Raw genomic sequence first — 25,513 nt, forward strand, 5'->3', positions numbered from 1 at the left:
TTCGATATCAGGCGTTTATTGTGCCGCCGCTTGTAGCGCCACATCTGGAGGCTGACGATCCATACCCCAACTTCGCTGCATATAACCCTGCACCTCGTCCAACTCATCCTGAGGCACCTTAGCCAAGGCGCCGCCTTCTAGCGGATCATAATGAAAGATGTATAGCCGTGAGGTAAATTGTGCAAACGGCAACGACGCTTCACCAAAGCGCTCGCCCCTGCCGGATGTACTGACTACAACATCATCACCCCAGTTCTGCCCACTATCGTTATTCGGGTTATAGAAATACACCCGCATAACCTCCTCAGGATCCAGTGCCACACGCAGCAAGGTGATCGCATGCCAACCGATAAAACGTGCCGCTGAATCGGTAATGGCAATACCAGCAGGTTGTGGATGTATAAGCGGTTGATTACCATTAAAATAGGGATGGTAGCAGGCATAAAATGCCCGGATAAACTCATCCAGATCCTGAAATTTACCCGTTGCCACATCAATATTGATACGAAATCCACGGCCCGACCACCAGCCATGAAACTCGGGATTAACCCAGCGATGCGGGTCCCCTTCCCGTCCGATACAGCGGCGCCCCATTTCGGCATAGATACGATCAAGATGCGGCACCAGTAGCAGGGAAACCGGATCAAGGTCTATGGGCATTTCTCCAGCGACACCCGCCTGACAGTCACGTGAAGAGATCGTCTGACCTTCAAAGTGCATAACGACTTCATCATCCCTGGCCGCCCAGACCAGCATCTGCAGCAGATAGTCTGGATCATTGTAGGCCCACATAGACAGGGCCCGGGCCGATTGACAGGTCGGGCTGTTACCCTGACCTACACCAAGTGGTTGCCCCAGAATACACAGCACGCCTTCCAGTAAACGTGCACTAACGGATACCTGATCACCAAAGGCTAAGGCTAACCGAGTTTGAGCTTCTTTGCACAAGGGCAGCCCTAACTGTCGCCAGAGTGCCGGCGCGACCGGAGGCTGATAGAGAATGCCACGCTCCAACATCAACGCCAGACCATAAATGCCTTGAGCCGTAGCTGGAAGAATAACCTGACGAATCAGCGCCTGGATCAACTGGCGGAAGCACATGAAACAATCCCGTCCGGTTGAAGACAAGCCCAACGCCTCGATCAGCAAGTAGTCATCCACAGCTAGCAGGTGACGCAGCAACACGGCATGATAGGGTGACACTAACCCTGTATCATGCATGGCTCTGGCAAATCCGGTAGCTTCTGACTGCAAGGCTTGACTATCCATAGTCGCAAGTCTGTCTTTGTAGACATCCACTCCAGGGTCTTCACGGCACGCCTGGGTGGTGCCAAACAGGCTACTGACCAATCGTGCCGCACCTTGCCCGCTACTCCCCAGGTCGATATCCGGATTATGCTGACAGATTGCAATCTGAGTCACCATGCGCTTGACCGCATCAACCTGGATGGGCCGCTGCTGCAGGATACGCCAGATTTCGTCAACCAGCTGATCAATCACATGCTCATAACCGATCCGTTGAGCCAGATACTCAAACAACAACCGTGGAATTTGTGCCAGGCGCCCCTGTGTTTCTCGCTCAGCTTCACTTGGCGGAGTGAATAACAAGGCCAGATTAATCGCCATAACCTGCGTCAGGTAGTGGTGGGCCTGCTCAGCAGAGATCAATGGATGACGATAATTATCCTTAGCAACAGCCAGAAGGCGAATCTCACTGAGTGCTTCTATTACCAGTAGATTGGCATCGGCACTTTGCAGCGAGTGTGACGTTAACGAAGGCACCAGAATCTGCGGTGTTTGCCAGTCAGATCCAGCAAACACACCCGCCTGTTCAATACCTTCAGCCCTGACTTCCAATGCGGCACAGCCACCCGGTTGCAGCAAAACTCGCCTGACCAGGTCCAGCACACCCAGTAGCTTGTCATATTTAGCAAACTCGGGTGCCTGCGTCAGGCGCTCAATACTGGCATCCAGCTTCTGCAGCAAGGCGACAAGTTTCGGGCTAGTCTGTTCTAATTCTTCAATACCCTGACTCACATGTTCACCCTTTTATGACTACCAATCCAACATCAGACATAAAAATCCAGCTCTTCCTGATGCTTAAGTAAACGTTTCATTTCATCCGCTTCAGATCCAACAAAATACACTAACCCCCAATGGGTGCCAAAAGCCGTACGCTTGGTCACGGTTTCCTGGGCTGGCGTGGTTAATTCATGCGACTCAAAATAGGGGTGATCCTCGGTTTCTTCAGGAATTTCAAGACGGCTGACAACCCGACGGCGAGGGTAAACACCAAAGCAACCGGCAAACCCCTTGGCATCGACCACTTCCTTAGGAAAGAACTCACGAATTTCGTCTTCGGTGGTTTTCGGATCAAACACCAGCATACTGGCTTGATAGGCATTAAAGCCATACACCCGCTCCAGCAGTTCAAACACTTTAAAGCCTGGCGGACGATAAGCCACTTCACCAAAATACATTTCACCATCACTAGTAACAAAGTACTCGGGGTGAATCAAACCGAATTCGATATCAAAGGTTTTAACCAGCTTTTCGATCTGCTGTTTAATTTGATCGCGGTATTTTTCCAGCTCCGGTGAAGCGGGTACAAACACGGAATAACCCAGCGTGACATACTCGGAAATATTTAAAAAACAAATTTTGCCATTATGAATCCAGGCCTCAACGGCAAATTCCCAACCATCCAAATGGGACTCCATCAACGCTGGAAACTCATCATCCGGAATCGCATCAACATCATCCGGTGTGCGCACCACGCGATGCCCCAGGCAACCGGCCTTATCAAAGGCTTTAAAGTGAATCGGATCATTCGGATCACCATCAAGCTTCAGCAATGTCTGATTGACACGGCGCAGAAAACGCACTACATCTTCACGGTCATGCGCTTCTTCAAAAATACCAACACGAATACCACCCAGTTGAGCGCGTCGTTTCATCAATGACTTATCACGCATCAACATGGCCTGACCTAACAAGCGGGGATTATTCAGCAGTACTGAGTTGATTGCACCGGCCCACTCCACCGTTTCTTCAAAAATGGGAATGGCAACATCGACTCCCATTTCCTGAAGAGTTTCAGCAATTTCCATCGAACGATCATTCAGGCGTTCAAAATTCCAGGCGACATAGGGTATATTGTGTTGTGTGCAGTACTCTTCAGCCCAATCAGGGGCCACGACCACATAGCGGCGGTCAAAGTTCTCAGCCGCTTCCACAGCGCTCAGGCTCCAGCCAAGCAGGGCTATATAGCCTTTATCCAAATTTTTTTGCATCAATGTTCTCCTGTAGCCTGAAAATTCAAATAACTCCTATCAAGTATTTTTATACGAGCCAATAAACTTCATTAATTAAAGATAGCCTTTAGACCCTAACAAGTTTGCCCCCCTGACTGTCAAGGTAAAGTTATTCTTATTCAGGAACCGCTGTCAGATTACAGCCATGCACTACACGGTGCACAAAGCGAAGCTTTTCAATGGTGGCCGGGGCCAGCACAAAGGGATAGGCATGATCATGGCCGATGCTGCGATTCAGGCTGTTCATCACAAATGTCAGCGGTAACCAATGCTCAATCAGGGTATCAAACGCCCCTTCGTGATAGGGATTAAAATCATGACTGACTTTCATCGAATGCTGACTGCCGACACGCGGGTGTATCTGCAAGCCATATTCATAAGCCGTTTCCAGGGTATCGACAATATGCAGATAATGCGCCCAGGTTTCAGCCCAGTCTTCCCAAGGGTGTGAACTGGCATAAGCACTGACAAAACGTGACGGCCAGTCTGCCGGGGCACCAAAGCGATAGTGTCTGTCCAGTGCCTGGGTATAGTTGAGGGTATCATCGCCAAACAGGTGACGAAATGGATGTAACCACTGGCTATCTTTCACTAGCCGGTCCCAATAATAATGCCCGGATTCATGCCGAAAATGGCCCAGTATGGTGCGGTACGGCTCATCCATTTGTTCCCGCATCTGTTCTCGCTTTGCCGGATCTGCTTCAGCAATATTAAGCGTGATCAATCCCCGGTTATGCCCGGTTATGACGTTAGAGCGCTCACTGAAACTGGGATGAGGGTCTGCCAGAAACTCAAATGCCATGCCACGATAATGGTGCTTAAGGGACATTAACGGTAAATTGAGTTGCAGCAATGAATACACTAAACGGCGCTTTTCCGTTTCCATAATGCGCCAGAGTTCGGTATTACCTGGAACGGATAGGTCTGGAATAGTTTGATTCAAGTCACAAGCACGGCAGAAATGCTGCTCACTTTCAGCTTCCAGCATCCAGTTACATACCCCTGCACCGGTATAATTGTTGCACATACGGTAAAGCCGCGTATCACCTACCGGCTGCCAAAGTCCATCACCCGCGGGAACTATGGCACTTAAGCGCTGGGTATCCTGCAAAAACCCCAGGGTGGCTCCACATTGTGTGCAGCACACATTGTTAAAGTAGATCAGATTACCACAAGCCGTACAGGTAAAGAGTTTCATTGGAACAGGCCTCTAAATTTTGCCGTACAGCAAAAGCCAAAACTTCATCCTACTAGCTTCATTCACTCGGTAACAGTTATTCAGCGCACTTAAGCCCCGATCTGAAGGAGGCCTGTCAGCTTCTGTCGCATCCACATCCAGGCGATGATGGCGGTTAATAGATTTGCCAGTACCAGCGCGCTGAACAGTCCTTCCAGTCCAAACAGCTGATTGCCTAACCAACCCAACGGCAGATACATCAGAAATAAGCGAATCAGACTGACTTTAAGCGCCAGCATCGGCTGATGCAGCGCATTAAATGCCGATGCGCTCAAGAAGGTAGTAGCCTGGAAACCAAAGCCCAACGGCACTATCAGAATCCACAAGCGGATAAGCCGGATCACTTCAGCATCATCACTGAACAGGGCCGCCAACGGCGCCGAAAAGAGCACCAGTAACAAGTAAATCAACACCTGCCAGCCCAAGGCAAAACGTATCGCCAATGCATAGGCTTTTTTAATCCGTTGCATCTGAGCGGCGCCGAAATTCTGACTGATAAACGGTGGCAAGCTCATCGACAAGGCCAGGCACACCAGCAAAGCCAAGGACTCAAGACGACTCCCCACACCAAAAGCCGCCACAGCTTCGGCACCGTGTCGGGCAACCATAGCCGTCAGCACCGCATTGGCAACCGGCGTGGTGATATTAGACAGCGCGGCGGGCACACTGATACTGAAAAGTTCACGCCAGTAGCGCAGCAGTGTTAGCAGTGATGGAAAGCGTAAGGTCAGCATATGTCGACGGTGATGCAACAGATGCAGTGCAATCAGCGTGGTGATACTCCAGGCAATGACGCTGGCAAGTGCAGCGCCCTGTATGCCCAAGGCTGGAAACGGACCCAGACCAAAAATCAGCAAAGGGTCCAGCAACAGGTTCAACAGCGAAGCCAGCAGCATAATCATGGCTGAACCCCGTACATCACCGGTTGCACGTAAAATACTGTTACACACCATGTTCAGCACCATGAACACTGAACCGGCGAACCAGATCTGCATATAAGCTCGAATTAGGGGTAGCAGTTCAGGTTCAGCTCCCATTAGCTTGAAAACGGGGTCAATAGCAAACTGCCCGGCAAAGCCCACCAGGATCAGCAGAAACGTAGTAATAAAAAGAATCGAGGTAGCCACCTGTGCAGCTGACCCGATATCACCCTGACCGATACGCCGTGCCAGGGTTGCAGACGTTCCGATTCCCAACCCAATCGCCAGGCTGATAACCACAAAAGAAACCGGAAAGGTAAAGGCCAACGCCGCCATCGGCAGAGTACCCAATTGTCCGACAAACCAGATATCGGCCAGATTGAACAGCATGATGCTGACAATCCCGAACATCATCGGGACGGTCATCTGCACCAATACGCTGCGCATAGGTCCATTTAAAAGATCAGGGGAGCGGTTCATTAACCAGGATAACCCAACAGAAAAATACGCTATTTTAGCATTTTAAAATGGCCAATGCAGTTTGTCTGTAACCTTTAAAATGCTAATCTTGCTCTCAACCAAGGAGCGTTAGCCACTATGTTGACTGTAGGATTAACTGGCGGAATCGGCAGCGGCAAGAGCGCTGCATCCAGACTGTTTGAGCAATTGGGAGTCGCCGTTATCGATGCTGATCAGGTGGCCCGGGATGTCGTCGAACCGGGTGAACCGGCACTCGTAGCAATTCAAACCGAATTCGGTGCTGAGGCACTGGATGATGCCGGTCAGTTGAATCGACGCTGGTTGCGTCAGCAGGTGTTTGATCATCCAGACAAACGTCGCTGGCTCGAAGCGCTGCTACACCCACTAATACGACGGCAAATCCTTAACTGGCTGGCATCTCACCAGCAGGATGATTATGTTATTTTATCCTCTCCCCTGCTGCTGGAAACCGATCAACATCAGCTAACACAAGCGGTGGTTGTGGTTGATTTGCCTGAAGATATTCAGCTAGAACGCAGTTGCCAACGCGATGGCATGACAGCCGCCGCCGCAAGTAAAATCATCGCCGCTCAAATGCCACGGCAGCAACGGGTGGAAAGCGCCGACTTTATTCTGGATAATAGCGGTAACCTGGCCAGCCTTGAAGCACAGGTGGCCCTGCTTCACCAACAGCTTAAATCCAGGGCTATTAATAAAAGCACATGAAGTACATGGAATATTATGACAAAACGTGAAGTACCCTGCCCACAATGTGGCAAACCTTCGCTTTATGCAGCGGAGAATCTTTCGCGCCCCTTTTGCAGTGAACGTTGTCGTTTAATCGATCTGGGTGAATGGGCCAGTGGAAGTTACCAGATACCGGTAGAACCCAGTCTGGATGACTTTTCATCGGCCGATATTGAACACCCGCCACTTCTACGTCATTAAATACTAGCCACAAGGAAGCCAAGGATGTTAAGTAAAGTTGTTATCCCCGTAGCCGGACTCGGGACCCGAGTTCTACCTGCCAGTAAAGCCGTACCCAAAGAAATGCTGACCGTGGTTGATAAACCGGTGATTCAGCATGTTGTCGAAGAAGCCATTGCCGCCGGCTTTACCGAGATCATTCTGGTAACTCGCAGCGGTAAACAAGCTATTGAAGATCATTTTGATCATCACTATGAGTTGGAAGCCGAACTAAGTCGTAAGGGCAAAACAGCGTTACTGGAAAGCATTCGTGACATTCTGCCTCCAGGTGTCGAAGTAATCAGTGTACGCCAGCCCAAAGCACTGGGACTGGGGCATGCGGTACTCTGCGCCGCGCCAGTAGTTGGCGATGATGATTTTGCGGTGATGTTACCGGATATGCTCATCGATAATGCCGGCCAGCAACGCGACATGTCCTCTATGGCAGCCGCCTGGAAAGCTTCCGGACTGGGACAGATCATGGTTGAGGGTGTGCCAGAAGATCAGGTACAGCGCTACGGTATCGTCGATTGTGCCGGAGTTTCTGTAAACCCAGGCCAAAGCGCCGATATTCGCGGTATGGTTGAAAAGCCAGATGTTGCTTCCGCCCCATCCAATCTCGCTATTGTCGGACGCTACATTCTGCCCGCACGTATTATGACCCTGCTCAAAGACACTCAGCCAGGCGCCGGTGACGAAATACAGTTAACCGATGCTCTGCAAACCCTGTTGTCGGAATCTGGCCTGCAGGCCTATTCCATGGCAGGCAAGCTGTTTGACTGTGGTAATAAGGCCGGGCTTTTACAAGCCAATGTTGCCTTCGGTCTACAACACCCTGAAACCGCTGATGCATTGCGCGCCTATATTGACACGCTCTAAATGCCAACCCGATCCCCTTACAGGGTCGGGTTCAGCTGATTGCATCCTTATGAAATGACTGATTTACTCGACCTTGTCATAATTTTATTACTGGTCGGAATTCCGCTCATTCTGTCCTTGGTCTGTTCAATTCATATTCTATTGACCAAGCGTGACAGCCGCGCCAGTATTGCCTGGATGGGATTAGTTTGGCTAGCTCCAGTATTAGGGGCATTTACCTACCTGCTGTTCGGAATCAACCGCCTGCATTCACGCGCCACTGAATGGAAAAAAAATCTGGCCGATCACCGCCGTGACAGCCTACAGCCCTTTCTACCGGATATGCTTGCGCAATGCGTACCGGAACCCATGCAAACTTTATCGCGATTGGCTGATAAGGTCTCTAACCAACCATTGCTGGCGGGCAATGCAATTACCCCCTTGTTCAATGGCGATGAAGCTTATCCACGCATGCTGGCCGCCATAGATGCAGCGGAACAGAGCATTACCCTTAGCACGTTTATTTTACGTAACGACCGACTGGGCAAACAATTTATAGATGCCTTAAGTCGTGCCGCCAAACGCCAGGTAGCCATTCGGTTGCTAGTGGATTACATGGGATTTCGCTATTCCTTCCCGACCCTAAAAAAACGCCTGCGTACCGCAGAACTGCACTATGCCGAGTTCATGCCACCCAACTGGCCACGCACTATGCCTTTTCTTAACCTGCGCAACCACCGCAAGCTACTGATTATAGATGGTCGTATTGGTTTTACCGGCGGCATGAACATCAGTGATCATCACTGTCGCAACAAGCGCCAGTGCGTTCCCATTGAAGACATTCACTTTGTGGTTGAAGGTCCAGTCGTCACTGAACTGCAAACTATTTTTACAGAAGACTGGTACTCAAGCACGGGAGAAAAGCTGGAAGGGCACCCTTGGTTCAGCCCACCCGAAACACCCGGCAGTACCCTGGCTCGCGCCATTGCTGATGGGCCGGATGACCGCTTCAATACCCTGCGACAACTGATGTTAGGTGCCATAGGATCAGCACAAACCCGGATACGCATCATGACACCCTACTTTGTTCCCGATGCCAGCCTGGAAGAAGCCCTGATTACCGCTTCACTACGGGGCATTCAAATCCAGCTGCTGTTACCCGGGCGCAACAACCTGAAACTGGTTGATTGGGCCTGCCGCCACCATCTACTGGAGCTGGTGCGCCAGGGTGTTGAAGTCAGGTTCGGACCGGAGCGTTTCATTCATTCTAAATTGTTTATGCTGGATGAAAGCTGGACATTGTTCGGTTCCGCTAATTGGGATAACCGCAGTCTGGTGCTGAATTTTGAGTGTAATGTGGAGTGTTATGATGACTGGCTGACACAGCAGTTGAATCAGCATTTTGATACCCAGTTTGCCCAAGCTATACCTGTGACACTGAGCGAACTGCAACAGCAGTCACTTCCGGTACGCTTACGAAATGCGGCAGCGGGATTGTTGTCGCCATATCTTTAAGTAAAGGGGTCAGTACCCTTTTGGTGATTCCATGCAGGATAGTGATGAGGGTTAGTGCCACGCTGGGGTGGTGGTATCGCTTTGATGTGACACGCTTTTCGTCATCCATGACCGCTCGACTGGCGCCCTGACCGCCATGGACGGCGGGAATGCCGAAAATGCAGGAGCATTTTTCGGCCATGGCGCCAGTCGGTCCCACCAAAGCGATACCACCACCCCCGCCGAAAGCCTGTACCAATCCAAATATTGGAAGGAGTGGAACAGCATGGCAAGGATTTTCCAAACACTCCGTTTTTAAGCCAACTTGATGCTGGCACCCAAGTGGTGTGGGCTGATGGGATCGGATATGGCTGACCCTGTGCGCCAGGGAAGGCGCACTGGAGCCCCCATGGATGGGTTCATGGCGTGTCAGACAGATCCGATCCCATTAGCCCTATGACCTACAGAGGTCAAATAATCCACAGAGGCCCCCATCAAGCCGAAATGAACACGATATTATGCGCTCTTGGCGATAATCTCTTTCCACTTGGCCGGGCCGGTGTTGTGAACGGATTCGCCTTTTACATCGACAGCCACGGTTACTGGCATATCCTTGACTTCAAACTCATAGATAGCTTCCATACCCAGTTCCGGGAAAGCCAGGACTTTGGCACCGACTATCGCTTTGGATACCAGGTAGGCTGCACCGCCTACGGCCATCAGATACACCGCTTTGCTATCTTTGATGGCTTCAATGGCAACTGGGCCACGCTCGGATTTACCGATCATACCTAGCAGACCAGTGGTCTCCAGTATCTGACGAGTGAACTTATCCATACGGGTTGAGGTCGTTGGACCAGCGGGGCCTACAACTTCATCACGGACCGGATCAACCGGACCGACGTAGTAGATAAAGCGCCCTTTGAGGTCAACTGGCAGGGTCTCGCCGTTGTTGAGCATTTCCACCATTTTCTTGTGGGCGGCGTCACGGCCAGTGAGCATTTTGCCATTCAGCAGAACAGTTTCACCGACCTGCCACTGAGCCACTTCTTCCGGGGTGATCTCGTCCAGATTAACACGACGGGTATTGCTGCCCACTTCAAAGGTGACTTCGGGCCAGTCTTCCAGGCTCGGTGGTGTCAACTCGGCTGGACCTGTTCCATCCAGGGTAAAATGTGCATGACGCGTAGCCGCACAGTTTGGAATCATACACACAGGCAGAGAGGCCGCATGGGTTGGGTAATCCATGATCTTGATATCCAGTACAGTCGTCAGACCACCCAGACCCTGGGCACCGATACCCAGTGCATTGACCTTATCCATAATCTCCAGGCGCAGCTCTTCAACACGGTTCTGCGGACCACGTTCACGGATTTCATGAATATCGATAGGGTCCATCAGCGACTCTTTCGCCATTACAGCCGCTTTTTCGGCCGTTCCACCGATACCTATGCCCAGCATGCCCGGCGGACACCAGCCAGCACCCATGGTGGGTACGGTTTTGACAATCCAGTCTACGATACTGTCTGACGGATTCAGCATCGCCATCTTGGATTTATTTTCAGAGCCACCGCCTTTCGCGGCGACATGTACCTCGACTTCATCTCCTTCGACTATCTCATAATGGATAACCGCCGGGGTGTTGTCTTTAGTGTTCTGACGCTTGCCCGCCGGATCAGCCAAAATGGAGGCACGTAACACATTGTCCGGATTCAGGTAAGCACGGCGGACACCTTCATTGACCATGTCAGTCACGCTCATCTGCGCATCCCACTGAACATTCATGCCGACTTTCAGGAACACAGTGACAATGCCGGTATCCTGACAGATCGGACGCTTACCTTCAGCACACATGCGTGAGTTAATCAGAATCTGTGCCATGGCATCTTTGGCCGCCGGATTTTCTTCCCGAAGATAGGCTTCATGTACCGCTTTGACAAAATCAATCGGATGATAATAGGAGATAAACTGTAGCGCATCAGCAATGCTGCTAATGAAATCATCTTGGCGAATTACGCTCATGGGAACTTCTCCGGTCAGGCATTTTTCAATTAATTGACAGGCAGATGTGCAACTGGGTCGACATCCGAAAACGGGCATTATACCTAAAACCTGACGTTATTCCCGTCAGGTTTTAGTCGTAGTGCTACTGGTCGTGAAAAGAGGACACTCAGCTAAGCTTAAACTGCTGAACGTGTTGTTGCAGGCTGGCTGACAGACGCGCCAGTTCCTGACTGGCTGAGGTCACCTGATTCGCCGCTGTTGCAGTTTCATCAATCGCCTGGGTGATGTTAGTAATATTCTGATTGATCTCTTCAGCTACCGAGGATTGTTCTTCAGCCGCTGTAGCGATCTGCGCATTCATATCATTAATCGCGGTCACAGACGCATTGATGGCGTTGAGTGCTTCTCCGGCATTGTTCGCCTGTTTCACGGTTTGCATGCTTTGCTGCTTGCCCTGCTGCATCTGTTTAGCAGCCTGAGCAGAACCTTCCTGCACCCGGTTGATGCGCGCCTGAATATCACCGGTTGACGCCTGGGTGCGACTGGCCAGTGAACGAACTTCATCAGCCACCACGGCAAAGCCACGACCTTGATCTCCGGCACGGGCCGCTTCAATCGCTGCATTTAGAGCCAGCAAGTTAGTTTGTTCAGCAATTTCCTGAATCACATTCAACACCGAGCCAATCTCATCACTGTCTTTAACCAGTTGAGTCATGCTATTGGCTGATTTTTCAATTTCGGCGGCCAATTGATTAATCACCTGGACCACCTGCGTCACCACCTCCATGCCATTTTTGGTTTCAGCATGTGCTGACTGCGCTGCGCTGGAAGCTGAAGAGGCATTTTTGGCAACATCCATCACCGTGGCTGCCATCTCATTCATCGCAGTGGCAACCTGAGTAATCTCCATCTGCTGTAGCTGCACCTGGGTATTGGTCTGGCTACTGGAAGCAGACAGCTCTTCTGCCGCCGCAGACACCTGCACTGAAGCATCAGAGATTTGTTTCATTAGACTCTTCAGTGTATTAACCATATCGTTAAATGAGGCTAACAAGCTGTCTTTACCAGCAGAAGAGGCGTCGATTTTCACTGTCAGATCACCATCAGCGACCTGACGCACCACCTGTTGCACATAAGCTGGCTCACCACCCAGCTGTCCCATGACCCGACGGGTGATCAGAATACCCGCGGCCAGTGCAACGAGAAAACCGACAACTACAACAGTTATCGTAATCACCATATTCAACTCGGCTTCAGCAATCGCGTCAATAACAGTATCTTCTGAAATCTGTAAATTACGATTAATTAACTCTTCCAGTTGCTGGTTCATGGTCGTTGATATAGGAATTAAGGCTTCATAAAGTCGTTCAAACTCGGCATAAGCCTGCTGATAGGCATCGGCAGATCCTGCCTGACTCATACGTAGTACGGCGGCATCCATCCGCATCGCAGCTTCACGCCAGTTACGTATCGCACTGAGCAGGCGCTGATACATCGCTTCACCCTGCTGAGTCCTGGGGATAGCATCGTAGTCCGCCATAACCTCATCCAAATACTTCCATGATGCATCGCGCTGATTCAATAGATCAGTTAACTCTCGCCCGGCATTTACCGTCCATTCATTCTGCAACATCATACTCAGCGTTTGAGATCGCGTTTCAATGCGCTTTTCGTTTATATCTCCAAGCATGTGCACTGCAGGCAAACGCACTTCACCCAGGTTAACCACATCAGCCTTCATACGAGAAGCCGCAATGATGCTGAGCAAACCCACCAGCAGAAGAATCACCGCAACTACAGAAAAACCCGCCGTCAGCAACACACTTAATTTCATATTTCGCATAAGACTCTCTCTTTAAGGGTATTCACTTATATAATATTAAAGAAATCATCATAGTAATAGATTATTAGCAATAACAAGTAACTACCCTAATTAAATAAGCTCTACTGGAACAACAGCACGCTAAAAAACAAGCTAGAAAACCAGTTATTGCCAGTGCTTTACGTTGCATCACTGGGCTGAGAAGGTCCACCGCGCTGCTACTTAGGATAAAAGAGAACCTGTGTCTTAACTTCCAAAGGAAAACCCTCTAATTGCAGATCAATCCGCTGCTGTAAACCTTCCATCTGCTGCACACGTTCAATGCCGATGGTGACTTCCAGAAGCAAATAACTGCCCACTTTGGCCATTTTACATTGTGATGGTTGAATACCGATCACTGACAAGGTGCGGTAAACACTTTTCCGCACATCAGGCTTAGGCGAAATCATCATAATTTCTCGCATCCCCTGCAACATCATGCGCACAGGTACTGCCATAATGTACACAGATGCCAACACCACCAGCAGAGGGTCCACATACACAGCCCAGTGCGCATAGACTGTCTGGGAAAGGCCCCAGACGATCATGAAGCCCAGCAGCACCGCTGCACTGAGCAGACTGTCCATACACCACTGTTTTGCCTCTGCGTCTACCAGTGCAGACTGATGAATGAGATTACAGCGCTTCAGATAGCGCCAGGTATACACACAGCCAATCACGCTGAAAAAGGCAAAACCTATTGCCATATCAGTCATTATCTCTCGCCCTCCGGTCATCAGCGCATTAAGGGCACTGACCAGCGAAACCAGACACACCAGCAGGATGATGAAGCCTTTAATGGCGATTACCAAAGGTTCAGCGAGAATCCGGCCAAAATTGAAGCGGTTACTTGCCGGCGACTCTGCCCAGCACAATGCCTTTACCGATAGCATGGATAAAACCAGACTGACAGATGAATAAGCACCATCAAACAGAATTGCCAAGGAATCAGTCCACAGCCCCCAAATGACGCCTGTGAGTGCAAAAAAACCTGAGACACATGCCGAAAAAATCAGCGTTGACCTTTCACGGCCAACTTTAAGGAAAAGCATCACAACCTCATCATCTACGCCATATTGCATGGCATTTTTACTGTTAATTAATGGTAAAAGCTGATTTTATCCGTTAACTTAGCGATGAATGAGTCGCTTAGCGACCAAAAAACCGTCTCTTGAGAATCTACTTTACGAGCACCAAATCACCATGAGGCCCATACAAGCTGAAGCGTTTCTGGCGGTACTGGAATCAGGATCAATTATTGATGCAGCACGCAGGCTAAATCGCAGTCGCACAACGATCAGCGCTGCCATCAGCGCCTTAGAAGATGATTTGAATGCTGAGTTGTTTGAACGCTCAGGTAAATCAGTGCACCCGACTGATCTAGCCTGGTCCATTCAACCTGACTGTATGCGCTTTCTGCACACCTATCGCCAAATCCTGGCGCGCTGCGAACTGGAGAGAGGGGGGATTGAAACCACCTTGAGACTGGCCCGTGATGACTCTTTACCTGAAGCCTTCTGGCTTGAGGCGATGCGCTCACTGAAACAGCGCTTCCCTCTGACGGGGATTTCAGTATATCTGGCACCACCTCAGGAACTACCCGCCCTGGTGTCCTCGCAAACTGTGGATATTGCCTATGGTCTGGATCTAAACAAACACACTGATAACCGCATCGCGGTTGCATCTCTGGCAGGTCTAAGGTTGATCATGGTTGCCAGCACCCAACACCCTTTATCTCGTCTACCAGAAGTAACACCTGAAGATCTCGTCACACAAACCCAGGTAACCTTGGCGTTTGTGGATGCCGATGAACAGCTGGTTCCCGATATACTCAACAGCAGTAACTATCTGGCCCTGACACAGTATGAACTGATTCGGGACGCGGTCATGGAAAATGCCGGCTGGGCCTGGTTACCTCAACCTCTGGTTGATCCAGCGGTGCAGAGTGGACAGCTTAAAGTACTTAAAACAGCCAACACCTTGCTTTGGAAAGAATTTTGCGGCTTTCACTTCAGCACAGAATGCAAGGGACAGGTGACCCTGAGACTAGAGGAAATACTGGCAAATTATCTGACACGCTTTAGCTGAGAGTGCACTATTAAGTACAGCCAAGTAACTGATAGACCTATGCCAGCAACAGAAAACAGTAAATACTGCCAAATCCCAACAACAGCAGGGCTGTTGCCGGAGTCAATGCAACGCGCTCATTGGCAGGTGCATGCAGCAATCGACAGGGTTTAGGTAGTAATAACAACACCGCTGCCAAGGGCCAGATCAGGTTCATATAACCTACCCACCTAAGGGCCAGCGTCATCAACAGCGCGGCCACAAGCAAGAACCAATAAAGCCGAACCGCCTGAGGGTAACCCAAACGTACAGCAAGTGTACCCAACCCATCGGCACGATCACTTTCATAATCACGCAGCTCATTACTAAGCAATAATAGCGCTACCAGGCAACTCAGTGGCAAGGATAACCAGACAATACGCAGATCAAAGGGTGCACCTGCGGCCAGATAGCTGCCAGTAATCATCAGCACACCCATTAACCAGAACACCATAACTACACCCAATCCACGGTTTTTATAGTGTATGGGCGCTAAGGTATACCCCAATGCACCGAGCAGACCGACCAGACTGATCCATAACAGTGACAGCCCCGTCACAGACACCAGAAAAAGCCCGATCAGTGCTGCCAGCAGGAAACATGCAAGCCCCAGGCGAAAGTTGTTATGGATGCGCAGGCAAGCCAATTGCACCTCGGTGTTCTGATGAGCAGGCAGCAGTTTCAGGTCAGCATAGTCATTGATAAGATTCACACCAGCCTGCAGCAACACACCGGCCAGCAGTATCAGCAGCACATTCAGCGGTAACCAGTAGCCTTCAGCATAAGCCGCCGCTATGCCAACCAGGCAAGCCGTCACTGCCACCGGAAACGAGAAAGGTCGCAATGCACGATGAAAGTGGTACTTGCTTAAATCAGTACTCATGAAGTCAGACTAATTACGCACCGGTGCATTAGGGAGGTCTCGCATCAGCAAGGCATAGGTCATGTCGGTATCAAAATCGAGGGGAATGCTGACTTTGTGACCCGAACCGGGAGCCGCATCCACTGGAGTACCGCGCTTGTCGAGCAACTCACTCAAGCGAAAGCGTTTGTTACCGGCGGGTGTCATCAGTTCCAGGGTATCACCGGTTTCGAAGCGGTTTTTAACATCAATCTGCAACAGACCTTTGTCCACATCATGACTGAGCACTTCGCCGACAAATTGCTGATGCACACCCACCGAATTACCGGTTTCATAATTCTGGTATTGATCATGCACATGGCGACGGTAGAAACCTTCGGTGTAGCCACGATTGGCCAGATTTTCCAGCACATCCATGAGTTCCATATCAAACGGCTTGCCAACCACGGCATCATCGATGGCTTTACGGTAGGCCTGGGCGGTTCGGGCAACATAGTAATGTGATTTGGTACGCCCTTCAATTTTCAATGAATCCACGCCCATCGCGGCCAGCCGGTGCACATGCTGAATGGCACGCAGGTCTTTGGAGTTCATGATGTAGGTACCGTGCTCATCTTCAAAGGCAGGCATATAATCGTCCGGGCGCGACGCTTCCTGCAACAGCACAATCTTGTCTGTTGGCTGACCCTCACCCAGGGTCGGCTCAAAGGTCTGTACCGGCACTATATCACCGGAATCATCCTGTTTGGCTTCGTGAGCATCATACTTCCAGCGACAGGCATTGGTGCAGGTGCCCTGGTTAGGGTCGCGATGATTGATGTAACCGGATAACAGACAACGGCCTGAATAGGCAATGCAGAGTGAACCGTGCACAAAGACTTCGATTTCCATCTCCGGACAGCGCTGGCGTATCTCTTCTACTTCATCCAAGGATAATTCGCGCGACAAAATCACCCGCTCAATACCCGCCTGATGCCAGAACTTCACACTGGCCCAGTTCATGGTATTAGCCTGAACAGACAAGTGAATGGGCAGATCCGGGAAGCGCTCCTTGACCAGCATGATCAAACCGGGATCCGACATAATCAGTGCGTCCGGCCCCATTTCGATCACCGGGACTATGTCATCCATATAGGTTTTTAGCTTAGCGTTGTGCGGCAGAATATTACTGGCGACAAAGAATTTCTTGCCGCGCTGATGCGCATAAGCTATACCTTCGGCTAGGTGATTGTAATTGAAATCATTATTACGCACCCGCAGACTGTAGCGAGGCTGCCCCGCATAGACCGCATCGGCCCCGTAGGCAAAGGCATATTTCATGTTTTTCAACGTCCCGGCCGGGGACAGTAATTCTGGTTGTCGCATGATCACTCTACTCTGAAATTAAGCGCGCTATTGTGCCGATTTCAGCCCACAAAGGCAATTCAACGGTCCATTCGGGACTCAGTTCGACTGCAGCTGCAAACGGTTGAGCTGTTCACGCAACTGCAACAAATCACGGTTTATTAATTGCCGCGCATTGTTAATCGCACGAATATCTTCACGCAACTCAGACATACCGATCTCCATCACAGCCATATATTCAGGACGTGCCGCTTGCTCGGCGACCAACTCAGCTTCAAGTGCAGAAAACTGACGCTTGATATCACCTTCCAGCGACTGATATTGCTGTTTCGATGAAGCTAGCTGTGTCTTAAATTCACTCAATTGTGTTGCTGATTGCTGCTGTTGCTCAGTCAAGGTTGAAACCTGGCTGACCAGGTGCTGTAATTGTTCACTGCGCTCATCGTTTGTCGCACCACCTGAGCCGACAAGATCAGATAACTGTGCTACCTGTTGCTGCAGAGCCGTTATTTCACCTTGCAGACGCTCAAGTTCGACCAGCGGCTCACTCAGCTCTGCCACATTATTTGACAGGTTTTGCAGTTGCTCCAGGCTTTGTTGCTGCTGCTTCTCTAACTGCTCACGCTGAGAAATTTCCTGCTCTACACGCTGTAGCAACTCCTCCCATTGCGACTGTGAAGTCTCACGATCGGCGGCTTGTACCTCCTGCAATGCAGTCAATTGCTCTTGCAACGTATCGCCGGAGCGCTCCAGGGTATCCTGGTTGATGGATAGGCGGGATTCCAGCACACTCAAGCGCTGCTGATATTCATCCAACACCTGGCGTTGCTCAAGCAGCAACCATCCCAACCCACCCAAGGCCAGCACCAGAATCAATAACACCAGATTCAATAGCAAGCCACTGCCGCGTCGCGATTGCTGTGGATGGTGTGGCTCCGGCTCATCGTCAAGCGGTGCTATTGGGTTTCGAACACTTTCCCGGATGCTTTCCGGATTAAATCGTGGTTCCAGTTTATCGCTCATGGTTCACTAGGTCCGCACCTGTTTGTTCAAACTTAATCACATTCATCAGGGTTATATAACACAAAAACCCCGTTGTCTGTCAGCTTACCTCAGGTAATTGCTGACAGACAACGGGGTTTGGATCAGTCAGTGACTGGCCAGAGAGTGATTAGATCACATCATTCCGCCCATACCACCCATACCACCCATGCCGCCCATATCAGGCATAGCAGGCTTGTCTTCCGGCAAATCAGCAATCATGGCTTCAGTGGTAATCATCATGCCAGCAATGGATGCCGCCGCCTGCAATGCTGCACGGGTCACTTTAGCTGGATCGATAATACCCATTTCCATCATATCGCCGTACTGGTCATTGGCGGCATTAAAGCCGAACGAACCCTTACCTTCGCGAATTTTGGAAACCACAACAGAACCTTCACCACCAGCGTTGGCAACAATCTGACGCAACGGTGCTTCGAGAGCGCGGAAGGCCAACTCGATACCGATATTCTGATCGTGGTTATCACCCAGCAGTTTACCGACGTTATCCAGTGCACGAATCAACGCAACACCACCGCCAGGAACCACACCTTCTTCAACGGCTGCACGGGTTGCATGCAGGGCGTCGTCAACGCGGGCTTTTTTCTCTTTCATTTCAACTTCAGTACCGCCACCGACTTTGATGACAGCAACGCCACCGGCCAGTTTAGCCACGCGCTCCTGCAGTTTTTCACGATCATAATCAGAAGAGGTATCTTCGATCTGCACACGTACCTGCTGAACACGCGCTTCGATATCGGCCTGCGAACCGGCACCATCAACAATAGTGGTGTTCTCTTTAGTGATATTGACACGCTTAGCCTGACCCAGGTGTTCCAGACCCGCCTGCTCCAGGTTCAGACCCACTTCTTCAGAGATAACCTGACCACCGGTCAGAACAGCGATATCCTGCAGCATGGCTTTGCGACGATCACCGAAACCAGGTGCTTTAACCGCGGCGACTTTAACGATGCCACGCATGTTGTTAACAACCAGTGTCGCCAGGGCTTCGCCTTCAACGTCTTCAGAGATGATCAGCAGCGGACGGGAAGACTTGGCAACCTGCTCCAGTACTGGCAGTAACTCACGGATATTGGAGATTTTCTTGTCAACCAGCAGGATGTAAGGATCTTCCAGTTCAGCTGACATGTTTTCCTGATTATTGATGAAGTAAGGAGACAGGTAGCCACGATCAAACTGCATACCTTCAACCACATCCAGTTCGTTGTCGAAACCGGAACCTTCTTCAACCGTGATAACGCCTTCCTGACCGACTTTTTCCATCGCTTCAGCGATGATACGACCGATTTCGGAATCAGAGTTGGCAGAAATCGTACCAACCTGAGCAATCGCTTTGTAGTCAGTACAAGGTACAGACATCTTAGCCAGCTCAGCCACAACAGCCGCTGCGGCTTTATCGATACCACGTTTCAGGTCCATCGGATTCATGCCAGCCGCAACAGATTTCAGGCCTTCATTAACGATTGCCTGAGCCAGGACAGTAGCCGTAGTAGTACCGTCACCCGCTACATCATTAGCCTTGGAAGCGACTTCCTTGACCATCTGTGCGCCCATATTTTCGAACTTGTCTTTTAGTTCGATTTCTTTGGCAACAGATACACCATCTTTGGTGATGACCGGTGAGCCGAAAGATCTTTCCAACACCACATTACGGCCTTTCGGGCCCAGGGTTGTCTTTACGGCATCAGCCAGAATATTAACCCCTTCCAGCATGCGCTGACGGGCATCATTACCAAAACGTACGTCTTTAGCAGCCATTCTTAATAATCCTGTTCAATAATTCTGTTTAAAGTAAAAATAATTGGTATTAAAGATGCTGAAATCAGTCTTCAATCACCGCAAAAATTTCGCTTTCCTGCATGATCATCAGATCTTCGCCGTCGACTTTAACGACGTTAGAACCGGCATACTGACCAAACAGCACTTTGTCACCCACTTTGACAGATGGCGCCTGAACATCACCATTATTCAGGGTGCGACCTGGACCGACAGCTAATACTTCGCCACGGTTAGGTTTTTCAGCAGCGGAACCCGGCAGAACGATACCGCCTGCAGTGGTTTTTTCCTCTTCGCTGCGACGTATAACGACACGATCATGAAGTGGACGAATGTTCATCTGGTTTTTCTCCTGGTATGTAGGAACAGATTTAATATTGTTGATTTTTTAATTGTCAGCGTCTGACATTGTCCTGTTGAAGGATGACAGTTAGTTAAGGCCAACCTTGGTCAAATTCAACAGGGAGTCTGAAAAAAATTTCAGTGAGCCAGGGCGCTGAACCCTGACGCATATGTGGGGTGGGCAAAGAGGGATTTCAATATCAACACTGAAAAAAATTTCAGTCCTTACGGGTGTACTCACCGTCAATAATATCACCGGAGCGAGGTGTCGACTCAGAGCGGCCTGGCGTACCATCAAACGGTGGGGAGTGAGGTGCCTGGGTTGAGGTGGCCTGCATAGATGTCACAACCGTCATACGCTGACTCAAAAAGTGTACCAACGCCTTGCGGGTGTATGGGATCAGACAACAAAAGCCTACCACATCGGTTACGAAACCCGGTGTCACCAGCAAGGCGCCGCCTACGGCAAGCACAATACCTTCGCCCATTTCCTGACCCGGTATTTCACCCTGATCCATGCGCTGACGAGCGCGCATCAGGGTGCCAAGACTTTGTATACGCAACATGTTCACGCCAATAAAAGCTGATAACACTACCAGCCCGACGGTGTACCAGACGCCGATCAGTTGCCCGACATTAATCAGCAGGGTAATTTCAATGATTGGAACAATAATAAACAGTAAAAAGATAACCCGCATAAAGATCCTCGCTTGCTAACCGATCATGTGATCATATTCAATCAAAGGGTGCAAGCGAAACACCTTCACAGACAAGGATCTCTTCACAAGCACCATGCTGAGATTCATGGCTATTGGCCTTGGGCTAGTGGGGTCCCATCAGCCCTATCAACCCATGTGCCAGATTTAAGTTGGTTTGGCAGAGGAATATGGGCGGGGTGGTGGTAGCACTTGGAGGTGACCGTCAGCCGCCAGGGAAGGCGGCTGTCGAGCGGCCACGGATGGCGAAAAGCGCGTCACATCAAAGCGATACCACCACCGCAGCGAGGCACTGCAAAAAAGGGCACTGAAAAAGGGTACAGCCCTTTTACTGCTATAAGGGTTTTTACTTATTACCCATAACCTACTAATATACTCCACTTATAACTGAATAATTGTTGCACTGCAGCATGATGCGGCGCACAATATGTAAGTGATATTAATCAATCAATAAGGATTAAACTATGGATCTGAAAGACAAAGTAGTCGTCGTAACTGGCGGTGGACGTGGCCTGGGTCGTGCGATGGCACTGGAACTGGCTGCCAAGGGTGCCAAACTGGCACTGGCCGACCTGAACCAGCAAGATCTTGATGACACCATTGCGCAGTGCAAGGAAAAGGGCTCAGAAGCTCGCGGCTACATTTGCAATGTTTCGGTCGAAGCCGATGTTGAAAAGCTATTTACTGATATTGTAACTGACTTTGGTGCTGTACACGGTCTGGTTAACAATGCTGGTATTACCCGTGACGGCTTGTTTATCAAAGTTAAAGATGGTGCTGTCGTCAGCAAAATGAGTATGGACCAGTGGAACCTGGTTATGGACGTCAACCTGACAGGTACCTTCCTGTGTGGTCGTGAAGCCGCCATCAAAATGATTGAACTGGGCATTCAGGGCTGCATCATCAATATTTCATCTGTTTCCCGTTCAGGCAACATGGGCCAGACTAACTACACAGCCACAAAAGCCGGTGTGCAGGCCATGGCCGTTACCTGGTCTAAAGAACTGTCTCGCTACGGTATTCGCGCGGCATCCATTGCACCGGGTTATATCGGTACTGAAATGGTCATGAGCATGAAACCTGAAGCGCTGGAAAAAATTGCAGCGGGCATTCCTGCCAAGCGTCTGGGTAAACCAGAAGAGATTGCTTCAACAGTAAGCTTCATTCTGGAAAACGACTATGTCAACGGTCGTTGCTTTGAAGTAGACGGCGGCCTGCGTATCTAACGCCGCGCCTGAGAAAAGGCTGCTGCCGATATGCTGGTGCAGCCTTCACTTTATTCTCTAATCGTCAATCGCGGAAGTTGTTGAACTGCAACGGCAGCTCCACATCGGATTCACGCAGCAATGCCATCGCTTCCTGCAGATCATCACGCTTCTTACCTGTCACCCGCACCTTCTCACCCTGAATCTGACTTTGTACTTTCATTTTACTGTCTTTGATCAACTTGGTGATTTTTTTACACTGCACCTGATCCAACCCCTGACGCAAAATAACTGTCTGTTTGGCCTTCACGCCACTGAGATCCGGATCTTTAACCTCCATACAGCGTATATCAATTTTGCGAGCGGTTAACTTCGCACGCAACACTTCCAGCATCTGCTGCAACTGAAAATCCACCTCAGCAACCAGCGTTACGGTTTCGTCCTGCAGCTCAAATTCAGCTTTAACACCTTTAAAGTCATAGCGACTTGTCAGTTCCCGGTTAGCTTGATCCACGGCATTGGTCACTTCGTGCGAATCCAGTTCGGAAACTATGTCAAATGAAGGCATACTATACTCCTGTCAGTATTGAGCGGGTGATCAACACACCCGCCTCAGGTAAACGGAAATTAATTATGAAATGGCATATTCTCGGCGCGGGCGCTATGGGCAACCTGTTCGCGACCCGGCTGTTGCAAGCCGGTCAGGACGTCAGCCTTATTCTGCGCCTGCCAAAACCTGACGACTATTATCAACTGCATTGCCTGGAGGGTAAAGCCAGACGCACTTATAGCCTGCCAATACAGCCAGCGTCAGCAACCGAAACCATCTCCCAATTGCTGATTACCACCAAGGCTTATGACACAGAAATGGCACTCGCTTCAGTAGCTGGCCGACTTACGCCAAACGCCACGATCCTGCTACTACAAAATGGCATGGGACAGCACGACCGCATTCAACAGCACTACCCCTCAGTCAATCTCTGGGCTGGAGTCACCACCGCAGGGGCCTGGCGCCCCAATCCGGCTGAGCTTATCTGTGTTGCCGCCGGAGAAACCCAGATCGGCCCGTTAAATACACCAGCAACAGAACTTCCAGTCGGCTGGGCCGCACAAATTCCTACACCCACCTATATGCACACTATTCAAACAGCCCTCTGGCGCAAACTGGCGATCAATTGTGCTATCAATCCATTGACCGCCTTGCATGGCTGCCACAATGGTGCTCTGATCGAAATCCCCGAGCTTTATCAGCAGATGCAGCAAATTTGTACAGAGATCGACACCCTGACCCGCGCCCTCGGCATGACACTGTTTGCAACCGACTTGATTGATCAAGCAGCCAACGTAGCGCAAGCTACGGCGGGTAATCGCTCCTCCATGCTAGAAGATGTTACGCATGGACGATCCACAGAAATCGAGTTCATCACCGGTTACGTCTGTCAGCAGGCCGACCAGCTAGGCATCGACCTGCCCTGTAATAAGGCCTTACTGTCACAGGTGCGCGCCTTATCTGCAACCTAGCCCTACTTGGCTGAAAAAGGTCGATTCAACTTGGCAGTCAGCATGTTAAACTTTGATGAAAGCGTCGGTGATATCCAACCGAACAAAGATCAGGACAGCACCATGACCGAAACCTATACAGAGATCGACTATCCTTACGACAAAAAAATGAAACGTAAGGTATACGAAGAAGAAAAACGTGCGCTGCAGATTGAACTGTTAAAAGTACAAAGCTGGATGCGTGAAACCGGACAACGCATCGTGATTATCTTTGAAGGGCGTGATGCGGCGGGTAAGGGTGGCACTATAAAACGCTTCATGGAACATCTTAATCCACGCCATGCGCGGGTTATCGCCCTGGAAAAACCCTCTGATGTTGAACGCGGACAGTGGTATTTTCAGCGCTATGTCAAACAACTGCCGACTAGCGGCGAGATGGCGTTATTCGACCGTTCCTGGTACAACCGCGCCGGTGTCGAGCGGGTCATGGGGTTCTGCTCACCGTCAGAATACCTGGAATTCATGCGTGAGACACCCGAGTTAGAAAAAATGTTTGTGCGTAGCGGCATTCGCTTGTTCAAATTGTGGTTTGAAGTCAGCCGTGATGAACAGTTCGAGCGCTTCCAGTCCCGACGTCTGGATCCAGTGAAACAGTGGAAATTATCGCCGATCGATATGGCGTCACTGGATAAATGGGATGCCTACACTGATGCCAAAAATGCCATGTTCCGCCATACTGATACACCCGAAGCGCCCTGGACGGTGATTCTGTCGGATGACAAGAAACGTGCCCGACTCAATGCCATGCGCCATATTCTCAGTCAGTTGCCCTACCCGGACAAAGACCCGGAAACCGATATTATCCCTGACCCGAATATCTGTATTCCGGCGCGTAAGCTGACCCGCGGATAAGTTTACTGATGGGAGTTCCGGACAGCATAGCTTTTACTGATGAATTCCGGCTCCTCGACTCCACGGCGCTGATTAATCACCTGCGTCAGCACAAAGCTGAAATTACACAGCATATTAAGCAGCCTCGGCAGCACTTCAGGCACCCTGATACCTTCTGCATCAACCCGCACTAATGCGCGAATAGCTTTCTTGCTGGCTGAGCGGGCCTGATGCAGCTGTGGTACCGGCACATCCCCGCGCGGTAGCACAAATCCGCTGTTACGCCCGGCCACTTCCGTGCGGTAATGATTCAGCCGCTCCTCAAGCCAGAGCAGATCCGCTTCATCAACAGCCAGACGACCACGAATAGAGCCATTAGCATGAAAGGCCAGCGGCTGAAGCCGCTCCAGATCAGTAGCGATATCGTCCATCTCCGGTCCCAGGGCGGACAGGGCCATCCCCAGCAAGGCACACAGCTCATCGGTGATGACTTCATAATCACACAGACACGAAGACTCCTGTATGAACGGGTAACAGACTTCATCCGGATTTTTACTTTTTTTCAGCGACATCAC

General features: G+C 50.4%; 23 protein-coding genes. 8 read left to right on the forward strand and 15 right to left on the reverse strand.

The features are described from left to right. Positions 1-15: 15 nt before the first annotated feature. The 4 genes from F5I99_RS13570 to F5I99_RS13585 all read right to left on the reverse strand — a co-directional run bounded on the left by F5I99_RS13570 (position 16) and on the right by F5I99_RS13585 (position 5,951). Entirely contained in the window at positions 16-2,037 is a 2,022-nt protein-coding gene (locus F5I99_RS13570) for a hypothetical protein (protein WP_151056858.1), read from the reverse strand. A gap of 32 nt (positions 2,038-2,069) precedes the next feature. Further along, positions 2,070-3,293, reverse strand: coding sequence for a carboxylate--amine ligase (locus F5I99_RS13575; RefSeq protein WP_151056860.1), 1,224 nt, complete (start codon positions 3,291-3,293; stop codon positions 2,070-2,072). Positions 3,294-3,429: 136 nt separating this feature from the next. Continuing rightward, positions 3,430-4,512, reverse strand: coding sequence for a zinc-binding metallopeptidase family protein (locus F5I99_RS13580; protein ID WP_151056862.1), 1,083 nt, complete (start codon positions 4,510-4,512; stop codon positions 3,430-3,432). An 89-nt stretch (positions 4,513-4,601) separates the two neighbouring features. Further along, positions 4,602-5,951, reverse strand: coding sequence for an MATE family efflux transporter (locus F5I99_RS13585; protein WP_225307417.1), 1,350 nt, complete (start codon positions 5,949-5,951; stop codon positions 4,602-4,604). Positions 5,952-6,068: 117 nt separating this feature from the next. On the opposite strand from F5I99_RS13585, the gene coaE reads away from it, so the two are divergent. The 4 genes from coaE to cls are packed head-to-tail and all read left to right on the forward strand — an operon-like array spanning position 6,069 to position 9,290. Continuing rightward, positions 6,069-6,677: a dephospho-CoA kinase gene (coaE, locus tag F5I99_RS13590; RefSeq protein ID WP_151056864.1), complete on the forward strand. Its 609-nt coding sequence runs from the start codon at positions 6,069-6,071 to the stop codon at positions 6,675-6,677. A 15-nt stretch (positions 6,678-6,692) separates the two neighbouring features. Beyond that, entirely contained in the window at positions 6,693-6,899 is a 207-nt protein-coding gene (locus tag F5I99_RS13595) for a DNA gyrase inhibitor YacG (RefSeq protein WP_151056866.1), read from the forward strand. A 24-nt stretch (positions 6,900-6,923) separates the two neighbouring features. Continuing rightward, the gene (gene galU, locus F5I99_RS13600; RefSeq protein WP_151056868.1) at positions 6,924-7,796 is read left to right on the forward strand and encodes a UTP--glucose-1-phosphate uridylyltransferase GalU; all 873 of its coding nucleotides are present in this window, start codon (positions 6,924-6,926) and stop codon (positions 7,794-7,796) included. A gap of 54 nt (positions 7,797-7,850) precedes the next feature. After that, positions 7,851-9,290, forward strand: coding sequence for a cardiolipin synthase (gene cls, locus F5I99_RS13605; RefSeq protein WP_151056870.1), 1,440 nt, complete (start codon positions 7,851-7,853; stop codon positions 9,288-9,290). 495 nt (positions 9,291-9,785) lie between these two features. Here the strand turns inward: cls and F5I99_RS13610 are convergent, their stop codons facing one another. The 3 genes from F5I99_RS13610 to F5I99_RS13620 all read right to left on the reverse strand — a co-directional run bounded on the left by F5I99_RS13610 (position 9,786) and on the right by F5I99_RS13620 (position 14,186). After that, positions 9,786-11,291: a fumarate hydratase gene (locus F5I99_RS13610; RefSeq protein ID WP_151056872.1), complete on the reverse strand. Its 1,506-nt coding sequence runs from the start codon at positions 11,289-11,291 to the stop codon at positions 9,786-9,788. Positions 11,292-11,439: 148 nt separating this feature from the next. Further along, complete coding sequence (locus F5I99_RS13615; protein ID WP_151056874.1) at positions 11,440-13,116, reverse strand: methyl-accepting chemotaxis protein; 1,677 nt, start codon at positions 13,114-13,116, stop codon at positions 11,440-11,442. Positions 13,117-13,313: 197 nt separating this feature from the next. Beyond that, positions 13,314-14,186, reverse strand: coding sequence for a cation diffusion facilitator family transporter (locus F5I99_RS13620; protein WP_151056876.1), 873 nt, complete (start codon positions 14,184-14,186; stop codon positions 13,314-13,316). A 151-nt stretch (positions 14,187-14,337) separates the two neighbouring features. Here F5I99_RS13620 and F5I99_RS13625 point away from each other — a divergent pair, with 151 nt between their 5' ends. Beyond that, entirely contained in the window at positions 14,338-15,222 is an 885-nt protein-coding gene (locus F5I99_RS13625) for a LysR family transcriptional regulator (protein WP_191905855.1), read from the forward strand. A 37-nt stretch (positions 15,223-15,259) separates the two neighbouring features. Here F5I99_RS13625 and F5I99_RS13630 read toward each other — a convergent pair whose 3' ends face one another. From F5I99_RS13630 to F5I99_RS13655, 6 genes are all read right to left on the reverse strand, one after another. Next, positions 15,260-16,123, reverse strand: coding sequence for a prenyltransferase (locus F5I99_RS13630; protein ID WP_151056880.1), 864 nt, complete (start codon positions 16,121-16,123; stop codon positions 15,260-15,262). 9 nt (positions 16,124-16,132) lie between these two features. Beyond that, entirely contained in the window at positions 16,133-17,467 is a 1,335-nt protein-coding gene (gene trhP, locus F5I99_RS13635) for a prephenate-dependent tRNA uridine(34) hydroxylase TrhP (RefSeq protein WP_151056882.1), read from the reverse strand. Between the two features lie 78 nt (positions 17,468-17,545). Further along, on the reverse strand, positions 17,546-18,469 hold the full coding sequence (locus F5I99_RS13640; RefSeq protein WP_151056884.1) for a coiled-coil domain-containing protein: 924 nt from the start codon (positions 18,467-18,469) through the stop codon (positions 17,546-17,548). A gap of 153 nt (positions 18,470-18,622) precedes the next feature. Then, complete coding sequence (gene groL, locus F5I99_RS13645; RefSeq protein WP_151056886.1) at positions 18,623-20,266, reverse strand: chaperonin GroEL; 1,644 nt, start codon at positions 20,264-20,266, stop codon at positions 18,623-18,625. A gap of 64 nt (positions 20,267-20,330) precedes the next feature. Beyond that, positions 20,331-20,624, reverse strand: a complete 294-nt coding sequence (locus tag F5I99_RS13650; protein WP_036524620.1) for a co-chaperone GroES — start codon at positions 20,622-20,624, stop codon at positions 20,331-20,333. 220 nt (positions 20,625-20,844) lie between these two features. Then, positions 20,845-21,324, reverse strand: a complete 480-nt coding sequence (locus F5I99_RS13655; RefSeq protein WP_151056888.1) for an FxsA family protein — start codon at positions 21,322-21,324, stop codon at positions 20,845-20,847. Positions 21,325-21,806: 482 nt separating this feature from the next. Here F5I99_RS13655 and F5I99_RS13660 point away from each other — a divergent pair, with 482 nt between their 5' ends. Then, positions 21,807-22,568, forward strand: coding sequence for an SDR family oxidoreductase (locus F5I99_RS13660; RefSeq protein ID WP_151056890.1), 762 nt, complete (start codon positions 21,807-21,809; stop codon positions 22,566-22,568). Between the two features lie 64 nt (positions 22,569-22,632). On the opposite strand, the gene F5I99_RS13665 is transcribed toward F5I99_RS13660, so the two are convergent. Beyond that, positions 22,633-23,115 (reverse strand): YajQ family cyclic di-GMP-binding protein, encoded by a 483-nt coding sequence (locus tag F5I99_RS13665; protein WP_151056892.1) that lies wholly within the window; start codon positions 23,113-23,115, stop codon positions 22,633-22,635. Between the two features lie 65 nt (positions 23,116-23,180). Between F5I99_RS13665 and F5I99_RS13670 the strand changes: the two genes are divergently transcribed. Then, positions 23,181-24,068 (forward strand): ketopantoate reductase family protein, encoded by an 888-nt coding sequence (locus F5I99_RS13670; protein ID WP_191905856.1) that lies wholly within the window; start codon positions 23,181-23,183, stop codon positions 24,066-24,068. Positions 24,069-24,110: 42 nt separating this feature from the next. After that, entirely contained in the window at positions 24,111-24,959 is an 849-nt protein-coding gene (gene ppk2 / locus F5I99_RS13675) for a polyphosphate kinase 2 (protein ID WP_151056896.1), read from the forward strand. Between the two features lie 2 nt (positions 24,960-24,961). On the opposite strand, the gene F5I99_RS13680 is transcribed toward ppk2, so the two are convergent. Continuing rightward, on the reverse strand, positions 24,962-25,510 hold the full coding sequence (locus F5I99_RS13680) for an ATP:cob(I)alamin adenosyltransferase (protein ID WP_151056898.1): 549 nt from the start codon (positions 25,508-25,510) through the stop codon (positions 24,962-24,964). Positions 25,511-25,513: the final 3 nt, after the last annotated feature.

Origin of the sequence: Nitrincola iocasae, assembly GCF_008727795.1 — a bacterium.
In the GTDB taxonomy this organism is placed as follows: Bacteria; Pseudomonadota; Gammaproteobacteria; order Pseudomonadales; family Balneatricaceae; genus Nitrincola; species Nitrincola iocasae.

What these genes read in the sequence shown, in the direction of transcription:
- F5I99_RS13575 (WP_151056860.1), bottom strand. Translation starts at nt 3,293, where the DNA reads ATGCAAAAAAATTTGGATAAAGGCTATATAGCCCTGCTTGGCTGGAGC.
- F5I99_RS13595 (WP_151056866.1), top strand. Translation starts at nt 6,693, where the DNA reads ATGACAAAACGTGAAGTACCCTGCCCACAATGTGGCAAACCTTCGCTT.
- F5I99_RS13665 (WP_151056892.1), bottom strand. Translation starts at nt 23,115, where the DNA reads ATGCCTTCATTTGACATAGTTTCCGAACTGGATTCGCACGAAGTGACC.
- F5I99_RS13655 (WP_151056888.1), bottom strand. Translation starts at nt 21,324, where the DNA reads ATGCGGGTTATCTTTTTACTGTTTATTATTGTTCCAATCATTGAAATT.
- galU (WP_151056868.1), top strand. Translation starts at nt 6,924, where the DNA reads ATGTTAAGTAAAGTTGTTATCCCCGTAGCCGGACTCGGGACCCGAGTT.
- coaE (WP_151056864.1), top strand. Translation starts at nt 6,069, where the DNA reads ATGTTGACTGTAGGATTAACTGGCGGAATCGGCAGCGGCAAGAGCGCT.
- F5I99_RS13680 (WP_151056898.1), bottom strand. Translation starts at nt 25,510, where the DNA reads ATGTCGCTGAAAAAAAGTAAAAATCCGGATGAAGTCTGTTACCCGTTC.
- F5I99_RS13620 (WP_151056876.1), bottom strand. Translation starts at nt 14,186, where the DNA reads ATGCTTTTCCTTAAAGTTGGCCGTGAAAGGTCAACGCTGATTTTTTCG.
- F5I99_RS13660 (WP_151056890.1), top strand. Translation starts at nt 21,807, where the DNA reads ATGGATCTGAAAGACAAAGTAGTCGTCGTAACTGGCGGTGGACGTGGC.
- ppk2 (WP_151056896.1), top strand. Translation starts at nt 24,111, where the DNA reads ATGTTAAACTTTGATGAAAGCGTCGGTGATATCCAACCGAACAAAGAT.
- F5I99_RS13640 (WP_151056884.1), bottom strand. Translation starts at nt 18,469, where the DNA reads ATGAGCGATAAACTGGAACCACGATTTAATCCGGAAAGCATCCGGGAA.
- F5I99_RS13585 (WP_225307417.1), bottom strand. Translation starts at nt 5,951, where the DNA reads ATGAACCGCTCCCCTGATCTTTTAAATGGACCTATGCGCAGCGTATTG.
- F5I99_RS13650 (WP_036524620.1), bottom strand. Translation starts at nt 20,624, where the DNA reads ATGAACATTCGTCCACTTCATGATCGTGTCGTTATACGTCGCAGCGAA.
- F5I99_RS13615 (WP_151056874.1), bottom strand. Translation starts at nt 13,116, where the DNA reads ATGCGAAATATGAAATTAAGTGTGTTGCTGACGGCGGGTTTTTCTGTA.
- cls (WP_151056870.1), top strand. Translation starts at nt 7,851, where the DNA reads ATGACTGATTTACTCGACCTTGTCATAATTTTATTACTGGTCGGAATT.
- F5I99_RS13625 (WP_191905855.1), top strand. Translation starts at nt 14,338, where the DNA reads ATGAGGCCCATACAAGCTGAAGCGTTTCTGGCGGTACTGGAATCAGGA.
- F5I99_RS13610 (WP_151056872.1), bottom strand. Translation starts at nt 11,291, where the DNA reads ATGAGCGTAATTCGCCAAGATGATTTCATTAGCAGCATTGCTGATGCG.
- F5I99_RS13630 (WP_151056880.1), bottom strand. Translation starts at nt 16,123, where the DNA reads ATGAGTACTGATTTAAGCAAGTACCACTTTCATCGTGCATTGCGACCT.
- F5I99_RS13580 (WP_151056862.1), bottom strand. Translation starts at nt 4,512, where the DNA reads ATGAAACTCTTTACCTGTACGGCTTGTGGTAATCTGATCTACTTTAAC.
- trhP (WP_151056882.1), bottom strand. Translation starts at nt 17,467, where the DNA reads ATGCGACAACCAGAATTACTGTCCCCGGCCGGGACGTTGAAAAACATG.
- groL (WP_151056886.1), bottom strand. Translation starts at nt 20,266, where the DNA reads ATGGCTGCTAAAGACGTACGTTTTGGTAATGATGCCCGTCAGCGCATG.
- F5I99_RS13670 (WP_191905856.1), top strand. Translation starts at nt 23,181, where the DNA reads ATGAAATGGCATATTCTCGGCGCGGGCGCTATGGGCAACCTGTTCGCG.